11 protein-coding genes, 1 pseudogene and 1 other annotated feature are annotated in these 13,807 nt (G+C 58.3%); of the genes and pseudogenes, 4 read left to right on the top strand and 8 right to left on the bottom strand.

Translation table 11 applies throughout. The annotated features are described in order from the left end of the window. Positions 1–8 precede the first annotated feature (8 nt). From ACTJKX_RS34670 to ACTJKX_RS34650, 5 genes are all read right to left on the bottom strand, one after another. Positions 9–305 (bottom strand): PRC-barrel domain-containing protein, encoded by a 297-nt coding sequence (locus ACTJKX_RS34670; protein ID WP_149249116.1) that lies wholly within the window; start codon positions 303–305, stop codon positions 9–11. 172 nt (positions 306–477) lie between these two features. Continuing rightward, complete coding sequence (locus ACTJKX_RS34665) at positions 478–963, bottom strand: ferritin-like domain-containing protein (protein WP_149249115.1); 486 nt, start codon at positions 961–963, stop codon at positions 478–480. Between the two features lie 127 nt (positions 964–1,090). Beyond that, complete coding sequence (locus ACTJKX_RS34660) at positions 1,091–2,140, bottom strand: fatty acid desaturase (protein WP_149249114.1); 1,050 nt, start codon at positions 2,138–2,140, stop codon at positions 1,091–1,093. A gap of 199 nt (positions 2,141–2,339) precedes the next feature. Next, a complete protein-coding gene (locus ACTJKX_RS34655) occupies positions 2,340–3,137 on the bottom strand; it encodes a LuxR C-terminal-related transcriptional regulator (RefSeq protein WP_440728094.1) in 798 nt (265 codons plus the stop codon). 430 nt (positions 3,138–3,567) lie between these two features. After that, positions 3,568–3,918 (bottom strand): COG4315 family predicted lipoprotein, encoded by a 351-nt coding sequence (locus ACTJKX_RS34650; protein ID WP_149249112.1) that lies wholly within the window; start codon positions 3,916–3,918, stop codon positions 3,568–3,570. Positions 3,919–4,172: 254 nt separating this feature from the next. Between ACTJKX_RS34650 and ACTJKX_RS34645 the strand changes: the two genes are divergently transcribed. Then, positions 4,173–8,573 carry a chemotaxis protein CheB gene (locus ACTJKX_RS34645; RefSeq protein WP_440728093.1) on the top strand — a complete coding sequence of 1,467 codons (4,401 nt, stop codon included), beginning with the start codon at positions 4,173–4,175 and terminating at the stop codon, positions 8,571–8,573. 913 nt (positions 8,574–9,486) lie between these two features. Here ACTJKX_RS34645 and ACTJKX_RS34640 read toward each other — a convergent pair. Both ACTJKX_RS34640 and ACTJKX_RS34635 read right to left on the bottom strand, forming a co-directional pair. Then, positions 9,487–9,660, bottom strand: a complete 174-nt coding sequence (locus tag ACTJKX_RS34640) for a DUF3309 family protein (RefSeq protein ID WP_149249110.1) — start codon at positions 9,658–9,660, stop codon at positions 9,487–9,489. A gap of 648 nt (positions 9,661–10,308) precedes the next feature. Next, a complete protein-coding gene (locus tag ACTJKX_RS34635) occupies positions 10,309–11,130 on the bottom strand; it encodes a sensor histidine kinase (protein ID WP_440728092.1) in 822 nt (273 codons plus the stop codon). Positions 11,131–11,349: 219 nt separating this feature from the next. Here ACTJKX_RS34635 and ACTJKX_RS34630 point away from each other — a divergent pair, with 219 nt between their 5' ends. Next, the gene (locus tag ACTJKX_RS34630) at positions 11,350–11,580 is read left to right on the top strand and encodes a DUF982 domain-containing protein (protein ID WP_149249108.1); all 231 of its coding nucleotides are present in this window, start codon (positions 11,350–11,352) and stop codon (positions 11,578–11,580) included. Positions 11,581–11,721: 141 nt separating this feature from the next. On the opposite strand, the gene ACTJKX_RS34625 is transcribed toward ACTJKX_RS34630, so the two are convergent. Beyond that, the gene (locus ACTJKX_RS34625) at positions 11,722–12,018 is read right to left on the bottom strand and encodes a hypothetical protein (protein WP_440728091.1); all 297 of its coding nucleotides are present in this window, start codon (positions 12,016–12,018) and stop codon (positions 11,722–11,724) included. Positions 12,019–12,099: 81 nt separating this feature from the next. On the opposite strand from ACTJKX_RS34625, the pseudogene ACTJKX_RS34620 reads away from it, so the two are divergent. Together ACTJKX_RS34620 and ACTJKX_RS34615 are read left to right on the top strand one after the other, a co-directional pair. Then, positions 12,100–13,115, top strand: a pseudogene (locus ACTJKX_RS34620) (IS3 family transposase); the annotation flags it as partial. After that, positions 12,384–12,500: a sequence feature (AL1L pseudoknot), on the top strand. Its footprint overlaps the pseudogene before it by 117 nt. A 193-nt stretch (positions 13,116–13,308) precedes the next feature. Beyond that, positions 13,309–13,807 (top strand): IS110 family transposase (locus tag ACTJKX_RS34615; RefSeq protein WP_440728090.1); only part of this gene is annotated, 499 nt, incomplete at its 3' end.

Below are 13,807 nucleotides of genomic sequence, written 5' to 3'. Positions count from 1 at the left end.
ACGAGATCTTAGTCCTGATGTTCAGGCATTGCCTTGAGCTGGTCTTTCGTCCACGAGGTTACCGCGTGTATTTCGCCATTCTCGTCTCTCATGAAATCGAGGTCAGCGACCCTCACGGCCACGGGCTTGGCGCCTACGCCCAGGAAACCACCGACATCGATCACGACAATGGTATCCGCACCTGTGCCGTGGACATGGGAGATGCTGCCGATACTCTCATCCTCGGGACCGTAAATCGTCGCGCCTTCCAGATATTCCGGTGTGAGCTCGCTGTCGACGAGCCTGGTGTGTGTGCTGTGGTCCATAAGCAGTCTCCTGTAAATCTTGACTGCACATAACCGCCGCCTTCGTCGCCTGTTCCCTAAATATTTTCCTGGCCTGGACGTAACACCACCGCGAACGTTGGCCACAACCATTCCGAAATTCTCTAAGCCGTCACCCACTTTACAAGGATCAATCGTATGAATAATCGGTTGGTTATTTCTTGAGAGGTTTGCTCATATCGGGCACGTCCTCTCCCAACGCGGAAGCCAGGTCAATCTGATGATCCTGTTCGTCCACGAGGATCTGGCGAATTTGTTCGGCAAGGGCAAACTCACCCAAGGCTTCGCACTGGCGAACCCGCTCGCGGTAATTGCGAACTGTCTCATTCTCGTTGTTCAGATCAAATCGCAACAGCTCACGGGCCTCCTTCGATGTCTGAACGGGCTTGGGAACGACGGTCGGCATCTTGCCGAGATAATCGATTTGACGGGACAAGATGAGAGCATGCTTTAGCTCATCATGTGCGTGAGTCTCCAACTGTTCCGCAATACTCATATACTCGGCACCCTTGATTACTTGCGAGTACACAACGTAGGCAATGATCGCCTGATATTCTCGGGAAAGGTCTTCATTCAACAATTCAGCGAGACGATCGCGAGAAATCACATGCCCGCTGTCTTCCTTCGTAGAACCGGCCATTTTGCTCATCCTGTCTGGGAACCCCGGTGCCAAACTCAAGCTTGGGAAGTTTGTTCCTCGATGGACCGCTTTGGGGCGGCTGGGCCAGGAAGCACCCGGTTTGAGGGCGAGGACGGAGATTATGGCGTTACGAGGGAGCAATGGCTGCGTTCAGGCAGCGCCTGCGCAATTCACCAAACGAAATGAGTTTTCCCTGGTTTTCGTCCCACAAAGCCAGGCCCGCGCAGTGCAGGCTTTGAATCAGCGTGAGCCTGCCGACGTTCGCCAACTCCGGATGATCGTTCAAAACCTGCGGAAGGCGATAAAACGGAATACGACTACATAAATGATGCACGTGATGCACGCCGATGTTGCCGGTGAACCACGCCAAGGGGGGTGGCAGTTCGTAATGGGAACTTCCATGCAGCGCTGCTTCCTGCACATTCCAGTCGCCGTCATGCGCCCATTGCGTATCTTCGAATTGGTGCTGGACGTAGAAAAACCAGACCCCGATCGAGGCGGCGATCAACATCACCGGGCCTTCCACGAGAAGAAATGACTTGATCCCCACGAGCCACAGCATCGTAACGACCAGCGCTGCGATTGCGGCATTGGTTCCCATTGTACTGAGCCAAGGCTGCCAGCCGGCACGCATGAAGCCGAATGGCAGGCGCTGGTGCAGCAAAAAAAGATAGGCCGGCATGATGCCAAACAAGACGACCGGGTTTCGATACAAGCGATAGCCAAGCTTGCCGCAAGGGTTCAGGCCAAGATACTCGGCAGTCGTGAGGGTGAAGATATCTCCCACTCCACGATGCTCGAGATTGCCCACGGCTGCGTGATGCGTCGCGTGGGCCCTGCGCCAAAAGCCGTAGGGTGTCAGTGTCACCACACCGATTACCCGGCCGAGCCAGTCATTTGTCGCGCGCCGGCGAAAGAACGCTCCATGTCCGCAATCATGTTGAATCATGAAGAGGCGCACGAGGAACCCGGCGGTCGGGATGGCCAGAAGAAGACACAGCCAATAACCGATGCCGAGTGCAAGCCACATGAGCCCCCACAGGGCAACGAACGGAATGGCTGTGACCAACAACTCGAAGACACTGCGCGAGGTTGCAGGCTCACGATATCGGCCTAAGGTCAAGATCCAGGATCGCGGAGCCCGGATAAGGGCATCAATGTCTTTGTCGTCCAGCATCCGCATTCTCAAACAAATAGACGGTGGACACTTTACGCAACGGCCACAGCCGTTCGCTGCATCTGCGTTCCACGCGGGCAATCGGAACCTCAATTGTGCTGGACAGCCATCCGACAGAGTAGCCTCGGAAACTACTCAGGGCGCACGAAATCAGTCTCACATAGCGAACTCCCCCGCCCTATGAGCGCATATCGTCGAATCAGTTTAGTTCCAGCTGCGGGAATAGCCCCTTTGTGAGAAATGCGATTTCGGTACGATTGCGTGCCTTGATCTTTTGCATGATATTGCGGACATGCACCTTGACCGTGCACTCGCCCACATTGAGACTGTACGCAATGCGCTTGTTCGCCTCTCCCTGGCGCAACAGGCGAATGACATCGAGCTGCCTATCGGTGAAAAGATGCTGGTCCTGTTCGTCACGCGCGCCCGGATCTGAAACCGACGCAGCAGCAGATCGGAACGCTGCGAGGCTACAAGCCGGAACAAAGATTCCCCCAGCGCGCACCAGGCGGATGGCTGCAACAGCCACGTCGAGATTGGCACTCATGGATATGTAGCCTCTTGCCCCCTGTTCGAGCGCTTCGACAATTTCAAGGGCTTCCTCCATGTCGGACACAACGATGACTTGCGCTGCAGGGGCAGCACGAAGGACAAAGGCCGCATTGCGGCGAACCGCAACTCTGGTCGGCTCAAGCCCCGTAGCACACAGGAGAACAATCCCAACCGGGACATTGGGAGCTGTCCGATGCCAATGCTCCACATCCCGATAGCTAGCAAGCGTCAGGCCGGGATCGGCAACTGCAAGACAATGCACCAAACAATCGCGGAAAAGAATATTCCCATCGATGACGGCAACACTGGTTTTCGGATAATTTTCCGGCGCAGCGTCCAAGCCCTGATCCTTGGAAGAGCCAGAGATTGAATTGTCCTCGCTTGCAAATTCCGACGAGGATACCGTTTTCTTGAAATCTTGATTTGTAATCGGCGAAGTATTCATGGACCTAAGTCTCCGATGGACCTCTCGTGAATACATTGCCCAAGCTCTCACAGTAAAAGAGTTAAGGTTGCCGTGGCCAAGGCCCCGCCCAGCAAGCGTAACGAACGAGCTTCCGGTGCGACTATCTATGCATCGGCCGCTGGGACGCGATAGGCTCGGAAACTACTCAGATCCGGGCATCCACTGCTGCCTTACCCTTTGATGGGCTCCGAGCCGGGCCGGTACTGGAAAGGCACGCGAGCGCATCCCTTTCATCTGGCCTCCTGCACGCAAGATCAACGGAGGTGAATCATTTGGATGTGAAGGAAGCTTTCCCGGCATGCGCCTGTTCTTGGCCGGATCCACGGCTGAGCATGCCTACGACCACGCCAAAGCCGAGCGCTCCGCCGTCTTGGTTCGCTGTTTCTCCAGCCCTGCCAGCGGCGCGCAACTATTCCGCCACGACGTGCCAAATGCCGCCCTTACCGTCCCCGGCTTTATCGCCCGCTTTCTTGTCATCCTTATAGAAGTACAAAGGCTTGCCGTCATAGGACCATTGCATTTGACCGTCCTTGCGTTTGGCCAAGGTCCAGTCCTTCATCATCTTCTCGCCGGTTTTACCCAAATATGGCGGCCAATTCTTGGCACAATCGTCATAACAGCTCGAGACTCCTGCCTTGTCTTTATCAAAAACATACAGAGTCATGCCATTCTTGGCTTTGAGCACACCGGCGTGAGCAGCAGGCACGGACAGAGCCAAAGCGGTGAACAAGACGACACCGCGTGTCAGATTGGTCTTCATGACGATAATCCCAGGCACCGCGATGCCCGCGGTGTGAAGGCATGCAGGTGCGCACCTGTTCTTCGAGAGTGCGAGCCTGTAATTATCGAGCATATGCCCGGAGCAGACGCCGTTGCAGGGTCGGATTTTACTCAGACGGGCATCTCTCCAGCTGGCTTGGGCGGCCCTTGCAGCAATCGGCACCGCGATTGTGAATTCGTGATATCATGGCTCTCCACTGGAGTCGTGGAGGTTTTGGCGAAAGCAAAAGCACCATGCCGGAACAGCATCTACCGGGAGGTCAGCGCGCATTTGCCTCTTCCAGGCGGCGCTCGCCGCCAAAGCGAGGCACTCCGAGCGGGGACAACGACTTTCTGGTTGTCGGGATCGGTGCCTCGGCTGGTGGGCTGGATGCTGCCGCCCATCTCATGAAGGCCCTGCCTGCCAACATTGGCATGGCCTTCATCCTGATACAGCATCTCGATCCCACGCATCACAGCATGATGGCAGACCTGCTGGCGGGCCACACCTCGATGGTCGTCAGGCAGGCTGAGGAGGGCATGCGGCTCGAGCCCGATCACCTCTATGTCATCCCACCCGGAACCTACCTTTCGGTTGTCAACGGCACTCTTCGCCTTTCGGAACCCCAGGCCCGCCACGGCGCGCGCCTGCCTTTCGACTTTCTGCTGCACTCGTTGGCAGAGGAATATGGCGCGCGTGCCGTCTGCGTAATCCTGTCGGGAACAGGAGCCGACGGCAGCCTTGGGCTGAAGGCCGTGAAGCACGAAGGCGGTCTCGTCATCGCCCAGGAGCCTAACGAGGCCGGTTATGACGGCATGCCGCGCAACGCAATCCTGACAGAGTCGGTGGACCTCGTGCTCCCCGTTTCCGAAATTCCCGATGCGCTGGCCAGACATGATCGGCACATGGCCCCTTCGAGCACAAAAGACGATTTGGACCTGGAAGGTGTACCCCAAAAGGGGGTGTCCCAAATCCTCGACCTTCTTCGCACCAGGACCGCTCACGATTTCAGGCTCTACAAAGCCGGAACGCTGCAGCGCCGGATTGAACGGCGCATGGCAATGGCCGCGATCGAGCCCGACGGCGTGGAGCGCTATCTCGATCTGCTGAACAACGATGCGTGCGAACTGGATCTGCTTGCCAAGGATCTTCTCATCAACGTCACCAGCTTCTTTCGCGACCGACAAGTATTCGATTTCCTGGCTAAGAAAGTCATTCCCGACCTCGTCCGCAACCATCCGCCCGATCGGCCGCTGCGTATCTGGATCGCCGGCTGCAGCAGCGGCCAGGAGACCTATTCCCTGGCGATGCTCTTTCGCGAAGAAATCACGGCGGCAGCGCGCCACCTCAAATTGCAGGTCTTCGCCTCCGATGTGGACCCGGACGCTGTCGCGAGCGCGCGCGAGGGCCTTTATCCAACGACGATCGAGACGGAGATATCGCCGGAAAGGCTGGCGCGCTTCTTTGTGAAAGAGGAGCAAGGCTACAGGGTTTTACCCGAGTTGCGCGCAATGGTGGTCTTCACCGTGCAGGATGTTCTGGCCGATCCTCCCTTTTCCCGCCTCGATCTGGTCTCATGCCGCAATCTTCTGATCTATTTGCTGCCGGAAGCGCAGAAAAAAGTCATCGCGCTCTTCCATTTCGCGCTGCGGGAGGGCGGATTTCTCCTTCTCGGCAATTCGGAGACCATGCTCAACGCCGCCGATCGTTTCGAGGTGATCTCCAGGCCCGAGCGCATCTATCGCCGTATCGGTCGCACCCAGCCGGGAGACCTCGACTTTGCGCTGAACGCCGGTGATGGCTTGCGGGTACCAGCCCGCACAGGACAAAACAGCTTGCCTTCGCGACAAGCCGCCCTTGCCGACCTTTGCCGGCGTATTGTGCTGGAGACCTACGCGCCTGCGGCGATCCTGATCAATCGGGAGCATGAGTGCCTCTATTATATGGGGCACACCGATCGCTATCTGCATGTGCCGGCGGGGTCCCCCACCAGCGACCTGCTGGCCATGGCCCGGCAGAACATACGCATCAAACTTCGATCGGCCATCCAGCGCGCCAGCCGGGAAAACGTGCGGACTGTCGTCGCCGGCGTCCGTTCGAACCGTGACGACGGATTGTTCCGCATTGTCGTGCAACCGGTTCAAAGCGGGGGCGAGGATCTGTTGCTGATCTGCTTCATCGACGAACCCGCACCTGCCCGACGGCAAAGGCGCGGGGATGCATCCCATGACGCGCCTCGAATCGCCGAACTCGAAGAAGAGCTGGAGGTGACCAGGACTGAGCTGACCGACGCCATCCGCAGTCTGGAGACGTCGAGCGAAGAACAAAGGATCATCAACGAAGAAGCCCTCTCCATCAACGAGGAATATCAGTCGACCAACGAAGAGCTGCTAACGTCGAAGGAGGAACTGCAGTCGCTCAACGAGGAACTGACCGCCCTCAACAGCCAGCTCCAGGAAACACTGGATCGCCAGCGCACGACCTACAACGATTTACAGAATGTCCTCTACAGTACCGATGTCGCGACACTCTTTCTCGACACCAATCTCAATATCCGCTTCTTCACGCCGGCAACCAAGGCGCTCTTCAGTGTCATTCCAACCGATGTCGGCCGACCGCTCGCCGATTTGAGTTCGCTTGCCGCCGACGGCGCGCTTCTTGCGGATGCACGAACCGTGCTGGACACGCTTCATCCGATTGAGCAGGAAATCAAAGCGCGCAATGGCAGCTGGTACCTCCGACGTATCTTGCCCTATCGCACCCAGGACAACGGTGTCGAAGGTGTCGTCATCACCTTTGCCGACATTACCGAACGCCGGCACGTAACGGACGCACTGGAAACGGCCAGGCGGGAGGCACAGCGCGCCACTATCGCCAAGTCGCGCTTTCTGGCTGCCGCAAGCCATGACCTCCGCCAGCCACTCCAGGCGCTCAGCCTGATGCGAAGCATTCTGGAAAAAAGCATCAGGGAGGACAGGAAGGAAGAAGCGTTGGTGCTGGCTGCGCGGCTCGATGACACGACCACCGCCATGTCGGGCATGCTGAATTCCCTACTCGACATCAACCAACTCGAAGCAGGCACTGTTCATGCCGAGCTGGTCAACTTTCCGGTCGCCGATCTGCTGGAGCGCTTGAAGGACGAGTTCACCTATCACGCGCAAGCCCAAAACCTCGTCCTGCGTGTGATTCCCTGTGGCCTTTCCATCTATAGTGACCCGCGTCTACTCGAGCAGATGATCCGCAACCTGCTGTCAAACGCCTTGAAATATACCAGGCGTGGCAGAGTGCTGCTCGGCTGCCGCCGACATCAGGACAAGCTGCGCATCGAGATCTGGGATACCGGCATCGGAATTCCCAACGAAGAACTGCAGGCGATCTTCGACGAGTATCATCAGCTCGACAATGCCGCACGCGAGCGCAGCCACGGCCTGGGGCTCGGCCTGTCTGTCGTTCGACATCTGGGCGAACTGCTCGATCATCAGGTGCATGTCCGCTCGCGTCCGGGCAAAGGCTCCGTCTTCGCCGTGGACGTCATGCGCCAGGCGCGGCCGATGACGGCGCCAGTCCAAGGGCGGCAGTCACCCGGGGCCGAAGGCAAGCTCATGGCCTCCCATTGCACGGGCGCCATTCTGATCATCGAGGACGATCCGGAGGTGCGCGATCTCCTGAACCTTCTTCTGGCGGGTGAAGGCCATCAAACGGCAACGGCGCAGGATGGGCTCGGCGCCCTTGGATTGATCGCACAAGGAAGCATCCGGCCGGACCTCGTCCTGGCCGATTACAACCTGCCGAATGATCTGGATGGTCTCGAAGTTACGGCAAAGCTGCGGACCCGGCTTCATCGGAATATCCCGGCTATTATCCTGACCGGTGACATATCGACGGCAACGCTGCGCGATATTGCGAACCATGATTGTTTCCAGCTCAACAAACCGGTGCGGCCAAAGGAACTGATACAGACCGTCCAGAACCTTCTTCTTGCTTCGCGGGCGTCGATGCCTACCCCTTCGCGCGTCCCCGACAACACTCCGGCGGGCAGAACTGCCGCCGCGGTCATCTTCGTCGTCGACGACGACAGCTATATCCGCGACGCAATCTGCAAGATGCTGGAGGAGGACGGGTATATCGTGGAGGGATTTGCGACGTGCGAGGCGTTTCTGGAGGTTTACCATCCGGGCCCCGAAGCCTGCCTTCTGGTCGATGCGTATCTCCCCGGCATGAGCGGGCTTGAATTGTTACGTCATCTGGACCATGCGATCCACCGACTGCCGGCCATCATGATCACTGGCAACAGCGATGTGCGCATCGCGGTTCAAGCCATGAAGGCAGGCGCCTTGGATTTCATTGAAAAGCCCTTCGGCCACGGCGAACTGCTCGCCAGTGTCAAGCGAGCACTTGAACGATCTCGCGATGCCAGCGCCTTGTCCGCCTGGCGGGAAGCCGCGGCAAGCCATATCGCCACACTGACGAAACGCCAGCGGCAAATCATGGACCTGGTTCTCTCGGGCCACCCCAGCAAGAACATTGCGATAGATCTTGGCATCAGTCAGCGTACCGTCGAAAACCATCGCGCCTCGATCATGAAGAAGACCGGTTCGAGGTCGCTTCCCGCGCTGGCCCGATTGGCTCTCGCGGCGGCTTCCACCGACTCGTAACGAGCCCGTCCCTCGACCTGTATGCGTATGGGCCCGGCTCCTTTGAGCATCCCATTTTCAGGTTTGGGCTTTCCTGTGGCGGTGCGTCCTGGCCGATTGCATACTTATCGCCGAAGCGGGCCGCAGGTTGGGATGGCTCGAATGGTGCTGAAATCCGTCCGGTTCAGTCCGATCCATGTCCTGCGGCCTCAAAGGAGTTGGCGCAGTCGGCTGGGGATGGAGGAGTACCGGGGAGCAAACCATGTGGCACGGAGCGATAGCTGTCCGCTCTGCTTGGACTGGGTGGAGCACCTTGAGCCTTGAGAAAGCGTCGGCACCTAACGTCTGCCGACACGGCCTATCACACACTGATATCGATCAGTAACGTCAATAAGTTAAAATGGATGCGGCTTGGCCCGGCCGGGGAAGAGAGCATACGGGCCATTCCATCTATTTCGAGAAACGGCATCGGTAATACCGGATGGGAGGCTGCTGGCTCGTCTGCCAACCCACTCATCCGCCAACACCTCGGCGGTCTCCTTGATGAGGCAGCCTCCAATGGAGCGAATGGCCTCCCTCGTACGCTTGGTCGGGGCAACTACGAGGCGCCCGGTCTCGGGATCAAAGGTCTCATAGCTGAATATCGTTGTCATGATTTTCCCTCAGCAGGACTTTGTAAAAGTTCGTCGTCTCGTCAGATTTGTGACCGAAGAGCCGAACTGTAGGGCATTGGGGCTTCAGTCTTGCCCGGCATTGCTAAATGGGACTCGCCATCGCTCGGGCGCCCGCAAGCTTTTGATCTGCTACCGACTGGCCGACGGCCTGGAATGGTCCGTGCTGCGATGCCCTTATCTCAGCCGAGGGTCACGCGTACCCAAATAGCTGGGAAACTCGTCTCAAACCGAAAGTCGGTGCGGAAAAGGGCGACTGTGAGTTAGATCCTGCCAACGCCACCGAGGCCACCGAATAGCCAAAGCAACACGAGAACTAGAACGACCAAGCCTAGCATGCCTCCCAGACCGGCACCACCATAGCGGCCATGAGCATAGTAACCGCCCCCACCACCAAGCAGGAGCACGACTATAACTATAACAATAATTGTGCTCATTGCTCATCTCCCACCATAAAATCTTAAAATGGATAAAACATTAAATTTATATCTAGATTATTTTGGCATTTAAGTACCAATTTCAAAAAAATAGTAGAAATGCCTTATCCCACCAAAAGGACCGCAAAGTTCAGTGTAACCAAAAAATGATTGAGCCGGGAGGTTCGGAAACTACTCACGCGCTTGCTGCAATACGCTCTTCATGGCGCGTCCCGCGAGCGGCGTGTCACGATGGTTCGCTGCATAAACCCTTACGCAACGCGGCTTGCCTCAGAAATCGCGACGGTCAATCGCAATATTCCGCACTCGATTCCTGACCTCAAGCGACGTCGATAGACAGGCAGTGAGTGCGCTCGCACCTACATATCCGTGCTAGCTGGCGCTCCAGCACTTTGAGTCATGACCATGTTTGGGTTGGCCGGACAATTTGCAGATTGCAGGCGCATGGAAGGTCTTGCGCTTGTGTCGTAAACGCGAAGCTGAAGCGTGGCGTACTGGCCGGTTTGGCAATCGCATAGCCGAATTTCGAGCCATTCGGCACGTGACGGTGCTGGATTGCAAGGGTCTCACGGCTTTTGTCTGGGCATGATGATATGCGCCATCAATGCCCTCGCGGCTTCCTCCCATCGCGGGACGATGGTGCCGGCCTCATTTTTCAGCCGGGCGGGTCTCAGCCGCACGGATCGACAGGCTCTTGCTTGGTATCTCGATGATGATCGTCGCGCCGATGCCCTCGCCGATCCGCATCTTGCCGCCGGTCACCCCAACGATGGACTTGAGCATGAACGCCCCAAATCCCCGGGCGGGCATGCCATCGAGCCCGCCCGGCATACCAACGCCGTCATCTTCGACCGCGAGCTGGCAATGGTCGGCGGATAAGGTCAGCCGCACGCGTATGTCGCCCATCCGTTCATCCGGATAGGCATATTTGAAAGCGTTGGTAACGAGCTCGCACACCAGCAAGCCCAGATGCTTGGCCAACTGGGTTGGCACGGAAATAGGGGCGGCAGTGACGACGACCTGCCTGACATTCTCCGGCCTGTTGCCGCCCAGCAATTCGCCGAGCCGGGTCAGAAGTTTGCCAAGGTCGACGCAATCCTCGGTGGCGCAGCCATTGAGCTGCTCGTGCACCATGGCAATGGTGTAGATCCGGTCCTTGGCGGTGTGGAGCGCGGAAGCAGCCTTCTCATCGATGGCGCTGCGAGCTTGCAGCGACAGCATACTCGCCACCAGTTGCAGCGAATTGCGGATACGATGATCGGCCTCTCCAAGCCGAGCCTCACACTGCTCGATGCGCTGCAAGGCTTGCGCCAGTTGGTGCTCGATCTGGCGATAGTCGGCCTCACTTCGTATGGCCGGGCATGTCCCGCCAAGCTCGATCGGCGTTGACTTGGGCAACATCGCGAAAAGATCGCTGGAAGCGAAAATGAGATGGCGCTCTGCACGCAGTGTTCTGACGTTCGCATTCATGTTTGGCACTTCCGCTTATCGTTATGGCTGGGAGGCTCAGCGAGCTTCCCGAGCATACAGCTTAGGTCGGGCGGTGCGTGCGAAATAGATTTCCATGGATCAGATCTGCTGATGCAAATGCATTAGCTCATCGAGCATCTTCCCTCGCCGGAGCTAGTAAGCCCACCAGGATCGGGAACCATCGAGTCTGTGCTGGGTTGGGATCCCAGGAGGTAGACCATGGCGCACACTGCATTTTCCCGCCCGCTCGTGATCGAGGAAATCGTGATCGCTGACGTCAACCAGGCTGCGGAATATCTGGTGGAAGACTGGCCGATCGACCACGGCGATCGCTACGAGTTTGCCAGGCGGGTCTGTCTCGAAGTGATCGAGGGCAAGCGTGACCCCGAGGACGCGAGGCAAGCTTTCATACTCGCCGCCGGCGAGGCGGGCATCACTATCACAACCTGAGGCTCCGCCTGGGGAGAGAGCTTCATGCTCAGCGGCGCGCGTTCCCCTTTCAGCATGCGGCCGCGAACAATCTTTGCGATCAAAGTCGAACGGGCGAGATGGCAACCGGCCGTGGCACGGACAGCCATCTCGAGGCGCTCTTCAGAGTTTGACACTCGCTTCGCGTGACCACAGGCGCAATTTACGGCAGGCCTTCACGAAACGGGTGGTCGCTCCCGCATCGCCGAGATGTAAGAGGCCTTCGTCAGCATCGGGGGCGACGCCGGATCTCAACAACAGGGCCTCGGCCCCAACGCTGAAGCCAATGAACTTGCAATGCGTAAACGCGTCCGCCACAAAATCTCGCGCCGCCGGCTCGCCTACCAGGGCTTCTGCCCCCTCCTGCGATAGCAGCAACACCACGGCGTCAAAAAGGACTGAAGGGCCGCCGTCGATCATATGATTTGCTGGAATGAGCGACCCGTCTTTTGAACCGCCCCGGGTTTGCCGGAGGCTCCAACTTCCTAATAGGATGGAGCCATGACGAGCAAAACGACGAACAAGTTTTCCCCTGAGGTGCGCGAGCGTGCGGTGCGGTTGGTATTCGATCACGAGGCTGATCATTCTTCGCGCTGGACTGCCTGCCAGTCGATAGCGGCAAAGATCGGCTGCTCGGCGCACACGCTGCTGGATTGGGTGAAGAAGGCCGAGATTAATGCTGGCAAGCGAGCCGGCATTCCGACAGACATGGCCGAGAAGATGAAGGCTCTTGAGCGGGAGAACCGGGAGCTTCGGCAGGCCAACGAGATACTGCGCAAGGCGAGCGCTTATTTTGCCCAGGCGGAGCTCGACCGCCCATTCAAACGATGATCGCGTTCATCGACGATCACCGCGAGGCGCATGGGGTCGAGCCGATCTGCAGGGTGCTGCCCGTCGCCCCGTCGACCTACCACGATCATGTCGCCAAGCGCGCCGATCCCGAGAAGCTGTCGACGCGGGCGAAGCGGGATCTCGCGCTGAAGCCGGAGATCGAGCGCGTCTTCGCCGAGAACCTCGAGGTCTACGGCGCGAGGAAGGTCTGGCGGCAGATGCTGCGCGAGGGCTTTGATGTCGCGCGCTGCACGGTCGAGCGGTTGATGGCCGACCTCGGCCTTCACGGCGTCATTCGCGGCAAGCCGATCCGCACCACGGTGCAGGACAAGGCCGCGCCGTGCCCGCTTGACCGCGTGAACCGGGTCTTCCACGCGCCGGCCCCGAACATGCTCTGGCTTTCGGATTTCACCTATGTCAGCACCTGGTCGGGCTTCGTTTACGTGGCCTTCGTCATCGACGCCTACGCCCGTCGTATCGTCGGCTGGCGGGTGAGCAGGACCGCCCATGCGAGCTTTGTGCTTGACGCTCTCGAACAGGCCTTGCACGAACGCCGACCCATTCATCGCGGTGGTCTGGTTCATCACTCGGACCGCGGATCGCAATATGTCAGCATCCGATACACCGAGCGTCTCGCCGAAGCCGGCATCGAACCGTCTGTGGGCAGTGTCGGCGACAGCTACGACTGTGAATGTGGTATCGCAGCCTGATGGCCTGACCCATGCTACGATTGACCCAGTGTCATTGCGTTGACCTGTCGACCATCAGGTTGCCCCGGCAGCGGGGGAGATGTGACCTCATAGGAGCCTGACGGTCGCGTACCTTCACAGTCCTGTCCTCTCGATCGGTGCCCGGGGCCATTCCTGCGAAAGGGCATCCATGGACGAGATCATCATCGGCGTCGACACGCATAAATCGAACCACATAGCTGTCGCGATCAATACGCATGGCGCCCGCCTCGGCGCCATGACGATCCCAACGACCCGCAAAGGGTATCGCGATCTCGAGACATGGGCATCCGCGTTTGGCAGCATCAAGGCCTTTGGCATTGAGGGCACTGGTTCTTACGGTGCGGGCTTGTCCCGGAATCTGCTGGCCAAGGGCCATCTGGTCCTTGATGTTATGCGTCCCAATCGTCAGTTGCGCTATCTCCACGGAAAATCTGACAGCCTAGATGCCGAAGGCGCCGCCAGATCGGTGCTTAATGGACAAGCCACAGCCCTGGCCAAGACGCAGACAGGGCTTTCAGAGATGATCCGGCATCTTAAAATTGCTCGTGACAGCGCGGTGAAGGCCAAATCGCAGGCGATGATCACATTGAAAACGCTGATCATCAACGCGCCAGAGGAACTGCGCGCAGCACTCGAGCAGATCAAGG

Source organism: Labrys sp. 22185 (assembly GCF_052045555.1).
Classification (GTDB): Bacteria; Pseudomonadota; Alphaproteobacteria; order Rhizobiales; family Labraceae; genus Labrys; species Labrys neptuniae.
The sequence above is the reverse complement of the archived record's forward strand: the minus strand, read 5'-3'. Positions and strand labels throughout refer to the sequence as shown.

Coding starts and splice junctions, on each gene's coding strand:
- ACTJKX_RS34655 (WP_440728094.1), bottom strand. CDS start 3,137: ATGAATACTTCGCCGATTACAAATCAAGATTTCAAGAAAACGGTATCC.
- ACTJKX_RS34630 (WP_149249108.1), top strand. CDS start 11,350: ATGGCGCACACTGCATTTTCCCGCCCGCTCGTGATCGAGGAAATCGTG.
- ACTJKX_RS34660 (WP_149249114.1), bottom strand. CDS start 2,140: ATGCTGGACGACAAAGACATTGATGCCCTTATCCGGGCTCCGCGATCC.
- ACTJKX_RS34650 (WP_149249112.1), bottom strand. CDS start 3,918: ATGAAGACCAATCTGACACGCGGTGTCGTCTTGTTCACCGCTTTGGCT.
- ACTJKX_RS34665 (WP_149249115.1), bottom strand. CDS start 963: ATGGCCGGTTCTACGAAGGAAGACAGCGGGCATGTGATTTCTCGCGAT.
- ACTJKX_RS34645 (WP_440728093.1), top strand. CDS start 4,173: ATGCCGGAACAGCATCTACCGGGAGGTCAGCGCGCATTTGCCTCTTCC.
- ACTJKX_RS34625 (WP_440728091.1), bottom strand. CDS start 12,018: ATGATCGACGGCGGCCCTTCAGTCCTTTTTGACGCCGTGGTGTTGCTG.
- ACTJKX_RS34670 (WP_149249116.1), bottom strand. CDS start 305: ATGGACCACAGCACACACACCAGGCTCGTCGACAGCGAGCTCACACCG.
- ACTJKX_RS34640 (WP_149249110.1), bottom strand. CDS start 9,660: ATGAGCACAATTATTGTTATAGTTATAGTCGTGCTCCTGCTTGGTGGT.
- ACTJKX_RS34635 (WP_440728092.1), bottom strand. CDS start 11,130: ATGAATGCGAACGTCAGAACACTGCGTGCAGAGCGCCATCTCATTTTC.